The following is a 14,768-nucleotide window of genomic DNA, read 5'->3' as shown; positions in this document are numbered from 1 at the left end:
GGTCTTGCGCAATACCTTATGGTTCCCGGCAGGCCGAAGGAGGAGCAATCCCGTGGCAGACCGCACACCCCCGCTCCGCGTCGAGGAGCTGCGCGCCCTCGTCGCGAGCGGAGAGATCGACACCGTAGTCCTCGCCTTCCCCGACATGCAGGGGCGGCTCCAGGGCAAGCGGTTCGCCGCGCAGTTCTTCCTGGACGACGTCCTCGGCCACGGCACCGAGGGCTGCAACTACCTCCTGGCCGTCGACACCGAGATGAACACCGTCGACGGCTACGAGATGTCCTCCTGGGACCGCGGCTACGGCGACTTCGCCATGCACCCCGACCTCACCACCCTCCGCCGCGTCCCCTGGAACGAGGCCACCGCCATGGTGACGGCCGACCTCGCCTGGGCCGACGGCACCCCCGTCACCGCCGCGCCCCGCCAGATCCTCCGCCGCCAGCTCGAACGCCTCGCGGAACACGGGCTCACCGCCCACGTCGGCACCGAGCTGGAGTTCATCGTCTTCAAGGACAGCTACGAGCGGGCCTGGGACGCGAACTACCGCGGCCTCACCCCCGTCAACCAGTACAACGTCGACTACTCCGTCCTCGGCACCGGCCGCGTCGAACCCCTGCTGCGCCGCATCCGCAACGAGATGACCGCCGCCGGACTCACCGTCGAGTCCGCCAAGGGCGAGTGCAACCCCGGCCAGCACGAGATCGCCTTCAAGTACGACGAGGCCCTCACCACCTGCGACCAGCACGCCGTCTACAAGACCGGCGCCAAGGAGATCGCCGCCCAGGAGGGCTGCTCCCTCACCTTCATGGCGAAGTACAACGAGCGCGAGGGCAACTCCTGCCACATCCACCTCTCCCTCCAGAACGCCGCCGGGGAGAACGTGATGGCCGGGGACGACGAGCACGGCATGTCGGAGACCATGCGGCACTTCCTCGCCGGACAGCTCGCCGCCCTCCGCGACTTCTCCCTCCTCTACGCCCCCAACATCAACTCCTACAAGCGGTTCCAGCCCGGCTCCTTCGCCCCCACCGCCGTCGCCTGGGGCCACGACAACCGCACCTGCGCCCTCCGGGTCGTCGGCCACGGACGCTCCACCCGCTTCGAGAACCGCCTCCCCGGCGGCGACGTCAACCCCTACCTCGCCGTCGCCGGCCTGGTCGCCGCCGGACTCCACGGCATCGAGCAGCGCCTCGAACTGCCCGAGCCCTGCACGGGGAACGCCTACGCCGCCGACTACGCCCACGTCCCCACCACCCTGCGCGAGGCCGCCGAGCTCTGGGAGACCAGCGAGATCGCCAAGGCCGCCTTCGGCCCCGAGGTCGTCGCCCACTACCGCAACATGGCCCGCGTCGAACTCGACGCCTTCGACGCCGCGGTGACCGACTGGGAACTGCGCCGCTCCTTCGAACGCTTGTGAGGCGAACGCTTGTGAGGAAAGAGTTGCTCCAGGTACTGAACCCGGCGACCGAGGAACACGTCGCCGACGTCCCCGCGGCCACCCCCGCCGACGTCGACGCCGCCGTCACCCGGGCCGCCGCCGCCCAGCGCGGCTGGGCCGCCGCCGCCCCCGCCGACCGCGCCCGGCTCCTCCGCCGCTTCGCCGCCGCCGTCGACGGACACGCCGAGGAACTGGCCCGGTTGGAGGTCACCGAGGCCGGCCACACCCTCGGCAACGCCCGCTGGGAGGCCGACAACGTCCGCGACCTGCTCGAATTCTCCGCCGGGGGAGTGGAACGCCTCAACGGGCGCCAGATCCCGGTGGCCGGCGGCCTCGACGTCACGATCCTCGAACCCCTCGGGGTCGTCGGCGTCATCGCCCCCTGGAACTTCCCCATGCCGATCGCCGCCTGGGCCACCGCCCCCGCCCTCGCCGCCGGCAACGCCGTGATCCTCAAACCGGCCGAGACCACCCCGCTCACCGCCCTCCGCCTCGCCGAACTCGCCCTGGAGGCGGGCCTGCCCGAAGGCCTCTTCCAGGTCCTCCCCGGCACCGGCCCGGTCGCCGGGAACGCCCTGGTCGAACACCCCGGCGTCGCCAAGATCGTCTTCACCGGCTCCACCCGGGTCGGCAGGGCCATCATGGCCAAGTGCGCCGAACGGGTGAAGCGGGTCACCCTCGAACTCGGCGGCAAGAGCCCCAACGTCGTCTTCGCCGACGCGGACCTCGAAGCCGCGGCCGCCGCCGCTCCGATGTCCTTCCTCGACAACAGCGGTCAGGACTGCTGCGCCCGCACCCGCATCCTCGTCCAGCGCAGCGCGTACGACCGCTTCCTGGAACTCCTCGCCCCCGCCGTCGAGGAGATCGTCGTCGGCGACCCCGCCGACGAACGCACCCAGATGGGTCCGCTGATCTCCCGCGCCCAGCTCGACCGGGTCCGCTCCTACGTCCCCGACACCCTCGAAGGCATCCGGGGCAAGGCCCCCGAAGGACCCGGCTTCTGGTTCCCGCCGACCGTCCTCACCGGCCTGCCCGAGGACGCCCCCTGCGCCGTCGAGGAGGTCTTCGGACCCGTCGCCGTCGTCCTCCCCTTCGAGGACGAGGCCGACGCGGTCCGCCTCGCCAACGCCACCGAGTACGGCCTGTCCGGCTCGATCTGGACCCGGGACCTCGGCCGCGCCCTGCGCGTCTCCCGCGCCGTCCGCGCCGGCAACCTCTCCGTCAACTCCCACTCCAGCGTCCGCTACTGGACCCCGTTCGGCGGCTACCAGCAGTCCGGCCTCGGCCGCGAACTCGGCCCCGACGCCCTGACCGCCTTCACCGAAACCAAGAACGTCTTCCTCAGCACGGAGGCCTGAACCGCATGACCACCGAAGAGATCATCTGCCGCCGTCTGGTCGGCCGCACCGCCGTCATCACCGGCGCCGGCAGCGGCATCGGCCTCGCCACCGCCCGCCGCCTCGCCTCCGAGGGCGCGAACGTCGTCTGCGGCGACATCGACGAGACCGCGGGCAAGGCCGCCGCGGAAGAGGTCGGCGGCACCTTCGTACGGGTCGACGTCACCGACCCCGAGCAGGTCGAGGCGCTGTTCAGGACCGCCTTCGACACCTACGGCTCCGTGGACGTCGCCTTCAACAACGCCGGCATCTCGCCCCCCGACGACGACTCCATCCTGGAGACCGGCCTGGAGGCCTGGAAGCGCGTCCAGGACGTCAACCTCACCTCCGTCTACCTCTGCTGCAAGGCCGCCCTGCCCTACATGCGCCGCCAGGGCCGGGGCTCCATCATCAACACCGCCTCCTTCGTCGCCGTCATGGGCGCCGCCACCAGCCAGATCTCCTACACCGCCTCCAAGGGCGGCGTGCTCGCCATGTCCCGCGAGCTGGGCGTCCAGTTCGCCCGCGAGGGCATCCGCGTCAACGCGCTGTGCCCCGGGCCCGTCAACACCCCGCTCCTCCAGGAGCTGTTCGCCAAGGACCCCGAGCGGGCCGCGCGCCGCCTCGTCCACATCCCCGTCGGCCGGTTCGCCGAGGCCGACGAGATCGCCGCCGCCGTCGCCTTCCTCGCCAGCGACGACTCCTCCTTCGTCAACGCCACCGACTTCCTCGTGGACGGCGGCATCGCGGGCGCGTACGTGACGCCCCTCTAGCAGCCACCCCTCCAGCAGCCACCCCTCCGACAGCCGGGCGTCGCAAGGCGCCCGGCTGTCCGCGTACCGACAGGAGCGTGTCCGTGAACCACCGCCTCCGCACGTCCGCCGCCGTCGCCGCGCTCGCCCTCGCCGCGGCCACCCTCGTCCCGGCCGTCCCGGCACAGGCGAAGCACCGCCCGTGCCCCACCCTGAACGTCTCCACCGGCTGGTACGGGGACAACAAGGCCCGGCTCGACCGCCTGATCGCCACCCACTGCGCCGACGGCGGAACGAAGGGCGGGAAGCCCCTCGCCGTCTTCGACTGGGACAACACCGTCATCAAGAACGACGTCGGCGACGCCACCCTGTACTGGCTCCTGCGCAACGACCGCGTCCGCCCGCCCCGGAACGACGACTGGTCCGCCACCAGCCGCCACCTCACCCCCGCCGCCACGACCGCCCTCCGCGCGGCCTGCCCCACCGGCGTGCGCACCCTGCCCACCGCCACCGACACCCGCTGCGCCGACGAGATCCGCTCCGTCTACTCCGACGGCGCCACCACCGGCGGCGCGGCCGCCTTCGCCGGCTTCGACCACCGCCGCACGGAACCCCGGTACGCCTGGCTGGCCCAGCTCCTGCGCGGCTGGACCACCCGCGAGGTGGAGTCCTTCGCGGCCGCCGCCCGCGCCGAGAACCTCGCCGCCCCGCAGGGCGCCACCCAGCGGGTCGGCACCGCCCGCGTCACCGGCTGGATCCGCCACTACGACCAGCAGCGCGACCTGATCCACACGCTCCGGCGGGCCGGCTTCGACGTCTGGATCGTCTCCGCCTCGCCCGAACCCGTCGTCGACGTCTGGGCCCGGGGCATCGGCATCGACCCCTCGCACGCGATCGGCATCCGCAACACCACCGAGCACGGCCGGCTCACCGCCCACTTCAAGGGCTGCGGAACCGTCCGCGACGGCGAGGACACGATGATCACCTACATCGACGGCAAGCGCTGCTGGATCAACCAGGAGATCCTCGGCGTCCGGGGCCCCGCAGCCGAACGCGTCCAGCCCGCCTCCCGCCGCCAGGTCCTCGCCGCCGGGGACTCCGACACCGACGTCTCCTTCCTGCGGGACGCCACGGGCCTCCGCCTGGTCCTCAACCGCAACAAGGACGAGCTGATGTGCCGGGCGTACGAGAACGGCGACGGGCGCTGGCTCGTGAACCCCATGTTCATCGAGCCGAAGGCCCGCAAGGCCGGCCCGTACCCCTGCGCCACCACCGGCCACACGGCGGCCGACGGCACAGCGGGTCCGGTCCGCCGCGCCGACGGCAGCGTGATCCCGGACCAGGAGGACACGGTGCACCCGTAGCCCCTGACCAGCAGGCCCTAGAGGAAGGTGCGGCCCTCGCCCCGGTACGTGGGCACGGTCGCCGTGATCCGGTCGCCCTCGACCAGGTGCAGGCTCTCGAACCGCTCGCACAGCTCGCCGGCCTTCGCGTGCCGGAACCACACCTTGTCGCCGATCCGCAGGTCGTCGGCCGGCGAGCCGAGCAGCGGGGTCTGCACCTCGCCGGCCCCCTCCCGCGGGTCGTACCGCAGCCCCTCCGGCAGGTACGGCACGGGCAGCCGGTCCGGACCCGCCGCCCCGGAGGCCGGATAGCCGCCGCCGAGCACGGTCACCACGCCGACGCCGGGCCGCCGGACCACCGGCTGCGCGAAGAGCGCGGCGGGCCGGCCGCTGAAGGACGTGTAGTGGTCGAAGAGGCGCGGCACGAAGAACCCCGAACCGGCGGCGATCTCCGTCACCGCGTCCTCGGCGGCCGTGTGCTGCACGCTGCCGGTGCCGCCGCCGTTCACGAACTCCAGGTCCGGCGCCACCGCCCGCACGGCCCGCACCACGACCGCCCGGCGCTCCGCCAGCTCCCTGCGGGCGGCGGACTGCATCAGCCGGACCGCCCGCGACCGCAGCGGCCGGCCCGCGACCGCGTCCCCGACCCCGGCGACGTGCCCCTCGTACGCCATGATCCCGACCAGCCGGAACCCCGGCCGCCGCACCACCGAGCGGGCCAGCTCCGCCAGCTCGGCGGGCTCGCGCAGCGGGGAGCGGCGGGCGCCGATCCGGATCCGGCCGCCGAGCAGGCTGAGCGCGGTGTCCAGCTCCAGGCAGACCCGGACCTCCTCCGTGCCGCCCGCGCGGGCGGCGTCGATCAGGTCGAGCTGCGCCACGTCGTCCACCATCACGGTCACGGCGGCGGCGAGCTTCGGATCCCGCGCCAGCTCCCCGAACCCGGCGCGGTCCGCCGACGGGTACGCGAGCAGGACGTCCTCGAACCCGGCCCGGGCCAGCCACAGCGACTCGTCCAGCGTGAACGACATGATCCCGGCGAAGCCCTCCCGGGCGAGCGCCCGCTCCAGGAGCGCCCGGCACCGCACGGACTTGCTGGCCACCCGTATGGGCTTGCCCCCGGCCCGGCGCACGAGGTCCGCCGCGTTGGCGTCGAAGGCTTCGAGGTCGACGATCGCCACGGGCGCGTCGAGATGAGCGGTGGCCCGGTCGTAACGGGCCCGGTCGCCGGCACGGGGAGTCATGGCCCGAGCTTGCCAGACGGGTTTACGGGTGGGTAGCCCCTGGGTTCCCGTACGGCGGGGAACAGCCCGTAGAGTGACGGGCATTGTCGACACGAGCGGGAGACGGGGATGACCAGCGAGCACCGCCCCACGCCCTCCCGCATCACCGACCTCCTCCTCCCACCCCACCCGACGCCGCCCGCCCCCGTGGAGAACCCGGCCCCCGGCCGCCCCGGCCCCACCGGAAACCCGGTGCCACCGGCTCCCGCCGGCCCGGCGCCGTCCGGCCCCACCGGCTCGACCCCCGGGCAGTCGGCGCCACCCGCCACCACCGACTCGCCCTCCGGCCACCCGACACCGCCGAGGCCCGCCGGAAACCCGCTTCCCGCCCGTCCGACGTCCCCTGGTCCTGCCGGTCCGGCCCCCGCCCGTCCGACGTCCCCCGGGCCCGCCGGCTCGGCTCCCGCCCCTTCGGCGCCGCCGCGCCCTGCCGGAAGCCCGGCTCCCGCGCGTCGGGGGATGCCCGGCCCTGCAGGGAACTCGGTTTCCGGCCCTTCGGCGCCGCCGCGCCCTGCGGGAAGCCCGGCTCCCGCGCGTCCGGTGTCATCCGGTCCCGCCGGTCCGGCTCCCGCGCACTCGGTGCCGCCGCGCCCCGCCGGCAGCCCGGCCCCCGTCCGTCCGACGCCTCCCGGTCCTGCCGGTCCGGCTCCCGCGCACTCGGTGCCGCCGCGCCCCGCCGGTAACCCGGCCCCCGGCCGTCCGGCGGTGCCCGGCCCCGTCGGAAGCTCCGTTTCCGGGCGCCCGGTGTCCGCCGCCACCGATCCGCCCGCCGTCGAGACGACGGCCCGCCTCCGTCCGATCCGTCCCGCGGAGTCCCTGCCCGCGCAGGGTGCCACCGGCCCGCGGACCGGCCCGGCGCGCCCGGCCGCTCCGCCCCGTCCGGCGTCCAGGCCCGCCGTACCGGCACAGCCGCGGGTCGCGCCGCCCTCACCGGGTGCGGGGGCGCCGAGGCCCCCCGCACCCCCCACCCCCTTCGTACCGGCGCCCTACGCCCTGCCGCCCGAGGCGCCCGTCGAGACCACCACGCGGCTGCGGCCCGTCCGGGAGCGGCGGAGCACCGGGCGGACGGCCGCGGCCGCCGCCTGCGCCGTGCTCGGGGCCGGGCTCATCGGCGGCGCCCTCGCCGGGGTGTGGCTGGCGGCCTCCGAACCCGGGAAGCCCGCCGAACCCGCCGGGTACGCCGAGGCCCGGGAGCTCTGGCACAACGCCCCCGTCGACGCCCTCTTCCCCCGCACCCTCCCCGGCCCCGGCGCCGGCCCCGGCGCCGCCGACCGCACCTGGACCCGGATCGTCGTCGCCCCGGACGCCCCCTGCTCGCCCACCGTCCTCGCCAAGGGCCTGCTCGCCGCCGTCGAGCCGCTCGGCTGCGAGCGCGTCCTGCGCGCCACGTACACCGACGCCACCGCCAGCAGCGTGATCACCGTCGGCCTCGTCTTCACCCGCGCCGACGCCACCGCGCAGCGCGCCCTCGGAGAAGGCCTCACCGCCCGCCTCGGCCGGGACCTCCCCCCGGCCCTCTCCGGCCCCACCACCGTCGCCGCCCGCTTCGGCGACCGGCAGCGCGCGAGCTGGTGGACGAGCGCCCCCGCCGACCTCCCCGTCGTCGTCACCGCCGTCTCCGGCTTCGCCGACGGGCGGACCGTCGACGCCCCCCGGCCCGCCGACGAGGCCACCGCCAAGGGCCGCACCGACGCCGTCGCCCAGTCCGGCCTCGGCCACGAGGCCAAGGGCATCACCGAGCGACTGGAACGCCTGCTGCGCACGACCGCCACCGCGGCGGCGAAGGAGAAGAAGGCCCGGTGAACCGATCCGTCCGCCGGCGGGCGCGCGGCGGCGCGGCCGTCCTGCTCGCCGCCGCCTTCTCCGTCCTGCCCGCCACCACCGCACCCGCGCACGCCGACACCATCCGGGCCCGGCAGTGGGGCCTCGAAGCCCTCCGCACCACCGAGGCCTGGCGCACCACCAAGGGCGAGGGGATCACCGTCGCCGTCCTCGACACCGGCGTCGACGCCGAGCACCCCGACCTGGAGGGCTCCGTCCTGCCCGGTCGCGACCTCATCGGCTTCGGGGCCGCCCGGGGCGACCGCGCCTGGGCCCAGCACGGCACCGCCATGGCCGGGATCATCGCCGGGCACGGCCACGGCCCCGACGGCGAGGACGGCGTCCTCGGCATCGCCCCCGGGGCCGAGATCCTGCCCGTACGGGTCATCCTGGAGTCCTCCGACAAGGCCCGCGACAAGGCCCGCAAGAGCCGGGGCACCGCCCTCGCCCAGGGCATCCGCTGGGCCGCCGACCACGGCGCCGACGTCATCAACCTCTCCCTCGGCGACGACTCCGAGTCCGCCCACCCCGACGCGGGCGAGGACGCCGCCGTCCAGTACGCCCTGTCCAAGGGGGTCGCCGTCGTCGCCTCCGCCGGGAACGGCGGCGAGAAGGGCGACCACGCCTCGTACCCCGCCGCCTACCCCGGCGTCATCGCCGTGACCGCCGTCGACCGCTACGGGACCCGCGCCTCCTTCTCCACCCGCCGCTGGTACGCCACCGTCAGCGCCCCCGGCGTCGACATCGTCATGGCCTACCCCGACCGCCGCTATTACGAGGGCTGGGGCACCAGCGCCGCCGCCGCGTTCGTCTCCGGCGCCGTGGCCCTCGTCCGGTCCGCCCACCCCGGCCTCACCCCGGCCCAGGTCAAGACCCTCCTCATCGACACCGCGCGCAGCCGGCCGGAGGGCGGCCGCAGCGACGCCAAGGGGTACGGGACGGTCGACCCGGCCGCCGCGATCGAGGCGGGCGCCCGGCTGAAGGGCGGCGACCCGAAGAACGCCGCCACCGGCTACCGGGGGCGTCACTTCGGGCCCGGCCCCACCGCCCCCGCCGAGGAGCCCCGCTCCTTCGGCCTGCTCGCCCCGCTCCTCGGCGGCCTCGGCGCCCTGCTGCTCCTCACCGCCGTGGCCCTCCGCCGCACCCACCGCGACGGCTGACCCCACCGCGACGGCCGACCCCACCGCACCCGGCGGGCCGGGCGCACCGGCCCGGGGACTAGGCTCGGGGCGTGGCGCTCAAGAACATCCCGGACCCCGGTTTCTCCGACGACGACGGCACCGCCGACCCGCGGCTCGCCGCGGCCCTCGCGGCCTGGGCGGAGGACAGAACCGCCCACGGACCCGTCCTCGAAGCGCTCCGGGGGGCCCGTCTCCTCGTCCCCGTGGTCGCCGTCCTCGGCGAGGTCGAGACCGACGAGAACGGCCTGCGCCGCGAGAAGACCAGCGACATGGCGGTCCCCACCCTCACGGCCGGCGACCGGCGGGCCCTGCCCGCCTTCACCTCGACCGCCTCGCTCGCCCTCTGGGACCCGCAGGCCCGGCCCGTGGCCGTCCCGCTGCACCAGGCGCTCCAGGCCGTCGCGCACGAGAAGGCGGACACCCTCCTCCTCGACCTCGCGGGCCCCGTGCCGTACCAGGTCACCGGCCCCGCCCTGCTGGCCCTCGCCGAGGGCCGCGCCAGCGCCGACCCGCTCGACGACCCCGCCGTACGGGAGGCGGTCCGGGCCGCCGTCGCCGCCGAGCCCGCCGTGCTCCGCGCCCACCTGGGCCCCGGCACCGCCGACGGCACCCTCGCCCTGGTTCTCGCCGGGGACGCCTCCCCGGCGGACGCCGCCCGGCGCGTGGCGCGCGCCCTGGCCGCCGACGAAACACTGAGGGCCCGCCTGGTGCGGGGCCTCGACCTGGCGCTCCTGCCGGCCTCGGCCACGCCTCCGGGCGAGCCCTTCTACGTGAAGAACGACGAAGAGAACGTCTAGCCGTACACCGGCCTCGCGGCTGTTGTCTTCCGGGGGGCGACCCCCGTACCCCCGCGACGGGGTCCTAGCCGTACACCGGCCCCGTGGCTGTTGTCTTCCGGGGGGCGACCCCCGTACCCCCGCGACGGGGTCCTAGCCGTACACCGGCCCCGTGTACTTCTCGCCCGGCCCCTGGCCCGGCTCGTCCGGGATCAGGGAGGCCTCGCGGAAGGCGAGCTGGAGGGACTTCAGACCGTCCCGCAGGGGCGCGGCGTGGAAGGAGGACACCTCCGTCGCGCCGGCGTCGAGCAGCCCCGCGAGCGCGTGCACCAGCTTGCGGGCCTCGTCGAGGTCCTTGTGCTTGTCGCCCTCCTCGGTGAGACCGAGCTTCACCGCGGCGGCGCTCATCAGGTTGACGGCGACGGTCACGATCACCTCGACCGCCGGGACCTCGGCGATGTCGCGGGTCATGGCCTCGAAGTCGGGGGTGTCGGAGGAGTCGGGGGACTCGTTCTGGGGCGTCTCGCTCATGCCCCACACGATATGCCGGTCCGTCCCGTGCGGGGAGCGGCCGTCCCCGTTCGCGAACCGGGACGGGTCCTGCTAACCTTGTGTAACGACCGGCCGGACATCTCTGTGTCCGGCCCACAAGTGGAGGCTCCGTACTCCCACCTGACCACCCTCGCGGGTGGCGGGTCACCGGTCAGGCGGTCCCCATCGTTCCGTACGGACGATGGAACCGCCCGAATGCGCGCCCCGCGGCCATCGCGGCGGTGCTCCGGTTTCCGTGGAGCCCCGCCTGTGTACCGTCCGGGGCATTTTTCATGTACCGGCCCGGTTGGTCTCAACTGTTTCACGTGACGTGTCCGTCCGCCAAGGCGGTCGCGTGGTGCTACCGAGGAGGATCCATCAGCGCCGAGCCCCGCATCAACGAGCGGATTCGCGTTCCCGAGGTGCGTCTTGTCGGCCCCAGCGGCGAGCAGGTCGGCATTGTGCCGCTTGCCAAGGCCCTGGAGCTCGCTCAGGAGTACGACCTCGACCTGGTCGAGGTCGCGGCGAACGCCCGCCCGCCCGTGTGCAAGCTCATGGACTACGGGAAGTTCAAGTACGAGTCGGCCATGAAGGCCCGTGAGGCGCGCAAGAACCAGGCGCACACGGTCATCAAGGAGATGAAGCTCCGGCCGAAGATCGACCCGCACGACTACGACACCAAGAAGGGTCACGTCGTACGGTTCCTCAAGCAGGGCGACAAGGTCAAGATCACGATCATGTTCCGTGGTCGTGAGCAGTCCCGGCCCGAACTCGGTTACCGACTCCTGCAGCGCCTCGCCGAGGACGTCCAGGAACTCGGTTTCATCGAGTCCAACCCGAAGCAGGACGGCCGGAACATGATCATGGTTCTCGGTCCGCACAAGAAGAAGACCGAGGCCATGGCCGAGGCGCGCGAGGCCCAGGCCGCGCGCAAGGCGGAGCGCCAGGGCGGTTCGTCCGAGGCCGCCGCCGAGGCCCCCGAGGCGACCGCCCCGGAGACCCCGGCCGAGAACGCCGAGGCGTGATCCGAGGGGGCTGCCCCGCAGGCGGCCCCCGGGTTCCGCCCGGTTCCCACCCAATCGAAGAATGACGCTCCCCGCCGACCGGTGCCCGCACCGGGGGGAGCGCCACTGACGAGGAGAGAACGGCGCCATGCCGAAGAACAAGACGCACTCCGGTGCCAAGAAGCGCTTCAAGGTCACCGGCTCCGGCAAGATCCTGCGGGAGCGCGCCGGCAAGCGCCACCTGCTCGAGCACAAGTCGTCCAAGCTGACGCGTCGCCTCACCGGCAACGCCGAGATGGCCCCGGGTGACGCCGCCAAGATCAAGAAGATGCTGGGCATCTGAGCTGATCTCCCGCCCTCGGCGACGAGGGCATCCGGCACAGACCGGGACCCATCCGTTTTCCGGGTCGTGTGAGGACCACCACGACCCCGCTACAAGGAGTTAAGAAGTGGCACGCGTCAAGCGGGCAGTCAACGCCCACAAGAAGCGCCGGGCGATCCTCGAGCAGGCCTCCGGCTACCGCGGTCAGCGTTCGCGCCTGTACCGCAAGGCCAAGGAGCAGGTCACCCACTCGCTGGTCTACAACTACAACGACCGCAAGAAGCGCAAGGGCGACTTCCGTCAGCTGTGGATCCAGCGCATCAACGCCGCTGCCCGCCTGAACGGCATGACGTACAACCGCCTCATCCAGGGTCTGAAGGCCGCCAACATCGAGGTGGACCGCAAGATCCTCGCCGAGCTGGCCGTCAACGACGCCAACGCGTTCGCCGCGCTGGTCGAGGTCGCGCAGAAGGCCCTCCCGGCCGACGTCAACGCCCCGAAGGCCGCCGCCTGATCTTCCAGGCCGCAGTACCTCCGCCCGGACCCGCAGTCGCCCACGCGCCTGCGGGTCCGGGTGCGTCGGCCCCCTGAACCACCCGGCCCGCGCCGTACCCGTATCCGCGCCGTGCCCGTACCCGTGGCGCACGCGTGACGCGTCCTCGTGCCCGTGCCGTACCGGGCCGCGACCGTCCCCGGCCCCCCGCAGCCCCCGGCCCCGAAGAGAGAACCGCCGCACGCCATGGTCACCCCCGAGCTGATCTCCCCGCGTTCCCCGCGCGTCGTCGCCGCCCGGCGGCTCGCCAAGCGCAACTTCCGGGGCAAGGACCGCCTCTTCATCGCCGAGGGCCCCCAGGCCGTCCGCGAGGCCGTCGAGCACCGGGGACCCGGCGGGGAGCCCACCCTCGTCGAGCTGTTCACCACCGTCGAGGCCGCCGAGCGGTACGCCGCCATCATCGAGGCGGCCCACGCCGCCGGGGCCCGCGTCCACCACGCCTCCGACGCCGTCCTCGCCGAGGTCTCCCAGACCGTCACCCCGCAGGGGCTCGTCGGCGTCTGCCGGTTCCTCGACTCGCCGTTCGAGGAGATCGTCGCGGCCCGCCCCAGGCTGGTCGCCGTCCTCGCCCACGTGCGCGACCCCGGGAACGCCGGCACCGTGCTGCGCTGCGCCGACGCGGCCGGCGCCGACGCCGTCGTCCTCACCGACGCGTCCGTCGACCTCTACAACCCCAAGTCCGTGCGCGCCTCGGTCGGTTCGCTCTTCCACCTGCCGGTGGCCGTCGGCGTCCCCGTCGAGCAGGCCGTCGCCGGGCTCAAGGCCGCGGGCGTACGGATCCTCGCCGCCGACGGGGCCGGGCGGGACGACCTGGACGACGAGCTCGACGCCGGCACCATGGGCGGGCCCACCGCCTGGATCTTCGGCAACGAGGCCTGGGGGCTGCCCGAGGAGACCCGGGCCCTCGCCGACGCCGTCGTCCGCGTCCCGATCCACGGCAAGGCCGAGAGCCTCAACCTCGCCACCGCCGCCGCGGTCTGCCTGTACGCCTCCGCGCGCGCCCAGCGCCCCCGAACCTCTCCCTGAGAGCCCCCGGAAGGCCCCATTCCGCCCCGCCCGCCCAGTAGAGTGACGCACTCGGGGGCCCACTGCGCTACACGGAGGGGCGGGGACGGGGATGACGGTCGGCACGGACGGTTCCGCGGAAGCACGGAGCCCCGAGCCGCACGCCCCGAAACGCCCCGAGCAGCACACCCCGAAGCACCCCGGTCCCGGCGCCACGGACGCCCCGGTCCCCGCCGCCCCCTTCGGCTTCGCCGGGCTGCACCCCGACGACCTGCCCGACGGCCTCGTCGTCGCCGACGGGACCGGCCGCGTCGTCTGCTTCAACGCCGCCGCCGCCCGCATCACCGCCGTCCCCGCCGACCGGGCCCTCGGCCTCCCCCTCGACCGGGCGCTGCCCCTGGAGGACCTCAAGGGCCGCCGCTGGTGGGCGCTGACCGACCCGTACGGCGGACTCGCCACCCGCAACGGACAGCCCGAGCGCAACCTGCTCCTGCCCGGCGGCCGCGAGGTCCTCGTCTCCGCCCGCTACGTCCGCGAGCACCCCACCGGCCCCGTCCGCCGGGTCGTCGTCTCCCTGCGCGGCACCGAGGCCCGCCGCCGCACCGAGCGCAGCCACGCCGAGCTCATCGCCACCGTCGCCCACGAGCTGCGCTCCCCGCTCACCTCCGTCAAGGGCTTCACCGCCACCCTCCTCCACAAGTGGGAGCGGTTCACCGACGAGCAGAAGCGGCTGATGCTGGAGACCGTCGACGCCGACGCCGGCCGCATCAAGCGGCTCATCGCCGAACTCCTCGACATCTCCCGGATCGACTCCGGCCGCCTGGAGGTACGCCGCCAGCCCGTCGACATCGCGGCGGCCGTCGGCCGGCACGTCCACGCCCACACCACCGGCGGCCAGTCCCCGGACCGCTTCTTCGTACGGATCAGGCCCCAGCTGCCCCCGCTCTGGGCCGACCCCGACAAGATCGACCAGATCCTCGGGAACCTCCTCGAAAACGCGGTGCGCCACGGCGAGGGAACCGTCACCATCGAGGTGGCACCCACCACGGCGGGCGACGACGGAGAAGAGGGGACGGAGGTCACCGTGAGCGACGAGGGCCCCGGCATCCCCGAGGAGTCCATGAGCCGCGTCTTCACCCGCTTCTGGCGGGGCAGCAAGCGCGGCGGCACCGGTCTCGGCCTCTACATCGTCAAGGGCGTCGTCGAGGCCCACGGCGGAACCATCACCGTCGGACGGGGCCCCCGCGGCGGGGCCGAGTTCCGATTTACCCTGCCCGTCGGCACCCCGGCCCACCTCCTCTGACGTCTCGCCCCGCGAGACCTCGGACGATCAGGAGCCGCCCGGCCTGCCCACGGGCTCATTCGCGTCCCCCCACCCCGTTAGAC

General features: G+C 74.2%; 14 protein-coding genes. 12 read left to right on the top strand and 2 right to left on the bottom strand.

The genetic code is table 11. The annotated features are described in order from the left end of the window. Positions 1-52 precede the first annotated feature (52 nt). The 4 genes from OO47_RS25940 (at position 53) to OO47_RS25925 (ending at position 4,930) form a co-directional block, all read left to right on the top strand. Complete coding sequence (locus OO47_RS25940) at positions 53-1,417, top strand: glutamine synthetase family protein (protein ID WP_030214637.1); 1,365 nt, start codon at positions 53-55, stop codon at positions 1,415-1,417. Between the two features lie 23 nt (positions 1,418-1,440). Beyond that, positions 1,441-2,796 carry an aldehyde dehydrogenase family protein gene (locus OO47_RS25935; RefSeq protein ID WP_199812340.1) on the top strand — a complete coding sequence of 452 codons (1,356 nt, stop codon included), beginning with the start codon at positions 1,441-1,443 and terminating at the stop codon, positions 2,794-2,796. Between the two features lie 5 nt (positions 2,797-2,801). After that, a complete protein-coding gene (locus OO47_RS25930; RefSeq protein ID WP_030214650.1) occupies positions 2,802-3,587 on the top strand; it encodes a 3-oxoacyl-ACP reductase in 786 nt (261 codons plus the stop codon). An 83-nt stretch (positions 3,588-3,670) separates the two neighbouring features. Then, positions 3,671-4,930: a haloacid dehalogenase-like hydrolase gene (locus OO47_RS25925; protein WP_030214653.1), complete on the top strand. Its 1,260-nt coding sequence runs from the start codon at positions 3,671-3,673 to the stop codon at positions 4,928-4,930. 17 nt (positions 4,931-4,947) lie between these two features. On the opposite strand, the gene OO47_RS25920 is transcribed toward OO47_RS25925, so the two are convergent. Then, positions 4,948-6,150 (bottom strand): amino acid deaminase/aldolase, encoded by a 1,203-nt coding sequence (locus OO47_RS25920; RefSeq protein WP_030214655.1) that lies wholly within the window; start codon positions 6,148-6,150, stop codon positions 4,948-4,950. A gap of 783 nt (positions 6,151-6,933) precedes the next feature. On the opposite strand from OO47_RS25920, the gene OO47_RS25915 reads away from it, so the two are divergent. From OO47_RS25915 to OO47_RS25905, 3 genes are all read left to right on the top strand, one after another. Beyond that, positions 6,934-7,992 carry a hypothetical protein gene (locus OO47_RS25915; RefSeq protein ID WP_234323298.1) on the top strand — a complete coding sequence of 353 codons (1,059 nt, stop codon included), beginning with the start codon at positions 6,934-6,936 and terminating at the stop codon, positions 7,990-7,992. Next, positions 7,989-9,170 (top strand): type VII secretion-associated serine protease mycosin, encoded by a 1,182-nt coding sequence (gene mycP, locus OO47_RS25910; protein ID WP_030214661.1) that lies wholly within the window; start codon positions 7,989-7,991, stop codon positions 9,168-9,170. Before OO47_RS25915 ends, mycP begins: the two co-directional genes overlap by 4 nt. 71 nt (positions 9,171-9,241) lie before the next feature. After that, complete coding sequence (locus OO47_RS25905; protein ID WP_030214664.1) at positions 9,242-9,988, top strand: SseB family protein; 747 nt, start codon at positions 9,242-9,244, stop codon at positions 9,986-9,988. Between the two features lie 132 nt (positions 9,989-10,120). Here the strand turns inward: OO47_RS25905 and OO47_RS25900 are convergent, their stop codons facing one another. Further along, a complete protein-coding gene (locus OO47_RS25900) occupies positions 10,121-10,498 on the bottom strand; it encodes a DUF1844 domain-containing protein (protein ID WP_030214668.1) in 378 nt (125 codons plus the stop codon). A 293-nt stretch (positions 10,499-10,791) separates the two neighbouring features. Here OO47_RS25900 and infC point away from each other — a divergent pair, with 293 nt between their 5' ends. The 5 genes from infC (at position 10,792) to OO47_RS25875 (ending at position 14,685) form a co-directional block, all read left to right on the top strand. After that, the gene (gene infC / locus OO47_RS25895) at positions 10,792-11,523 is read left to right on the top strand and encodes a translation initiation factor IF-3 (protein ID WP_407696360.1); all 732 of its coding nucleotides are present in this window, start codon (positions 10,792-10,794) and stop codon (positions 11,521-11,523) included. Between the two features lie 127 nt (positions 11,524-11,650). Beyond that, on the top strand, positions 11,651-11,845 hold the full coding sequence (rpmI, locus tag OO47_RS25890; RefSeq protein ID WP_015032399.1) for a 50S ribosomal protein L35: 195 nt from the start codon (positions 11,651-11,653) through the stop codon (positions 11,843-11,845). 106 nt (positions 11,846-11,951) lie between these two features. Next, positions 11,952-12,338: a 50S ribosomal protein L20 gene (rplT, locus tag OO47_RS25885; RefSeq protein ID WP_019884941.1), complete on the top strand. Its 387-nt coding sequence runs from the start codon at positions 11,952-11,954 to the stop codon at positions 12,336-12,338. 225 nt (positions 12,339-12,563) lie between these two features. Then, positions 12,564-13,403, top strand: coding sequence for a TrmH family RNA methyltransferase (locus OO47_RS25880; RefSeq protein WP_030214673.1), 840 nt, complete (start codon positions 12,564-12,566; stop codon positions 13,401-13,403). 91 nt (positions 13,404-13,494) lie between these two features. Next, on the top strand, positions 13,495-14,685 hold the full coding sequence (locus OO47_RS25875) for a sensor histidine kinase (RefSeq protein ID WP_030214676.1): 1,191 nt from the start codon (positions 13,495-13,497) through the stop codon (positions 14,683-14,685). The last annotated feature ends 83 nt before the right edge of the window (positions 14,686-14,768 follow it).

It is taken from the genome of Streptomyces bikiniensis (genome assembly GCF_000716625.1).
Lineage (GTDB): Bacteria > Actinomycetota > Actinomycetes > Streptomycetales > Streptomycetaceae > Streptomyces > Streptomyces bikiniensis.
Note: the sequence above shows the minus strand (reverse complement) of the source record. Positions and strands in the feature narration are given on the sequence as shown.

What these genes read in the sequence shown, in the direction of transcription:
- OO47_RS25930 (WP_030214650.1), top strand. Translation starts at nt 2,802, where the DNA reads ATGACCACCGAAGAGATCATCTGCCGCCGTCTGGTCGGCCGCACCGCC.
- OO47_RS25875 (WP_030214676.1), top strand. Translation starts at nt 13,495, where the DNA reads ATGACGGTCGGCACGGACGGTTCCGCGGAAGCACGGAGCCCCGAGCCG.
- OO47_RS25920 (WP_030214655.1), bottom strand. Translation starts at nt 6,150, where the DNA reads ATGACTCCCCGTGCCGGCGACCGGGCCCGTTACGACCGGGCCACCGCT.
- infC (WP_407696360.1), top strand. Translation starts at nt 10,792, where the DNA reads ATGTACCGGCCCGGTTGGTCTCAACTGTTTCACGTGACGTGTCCGTCC.
- OO47_RS25900 (WP_030214668.1), bottom strand. Translation starts at nt 10,498, where the DNA reads ATGAGCGAGACGCCCCAGAACGAGTCCCCCGACTCCTCCGACACCCCC.
- OO47_RS25880 (WP_030214673.1), top strand. Translation starts at nt 12,564, where the DNA reads ATGGTCACCCCCGAGCTGATCTCCCCGCGTTCCCCGCGCGTCGTCGCC.
- rpmI (WP_015032399.1), top strand. Translation starts at nt 11,651, where the DNA reads ATGCCGAAGAACAAGACGCACTCCGGTGCCAAGAAGCGCTTCAAGGTC.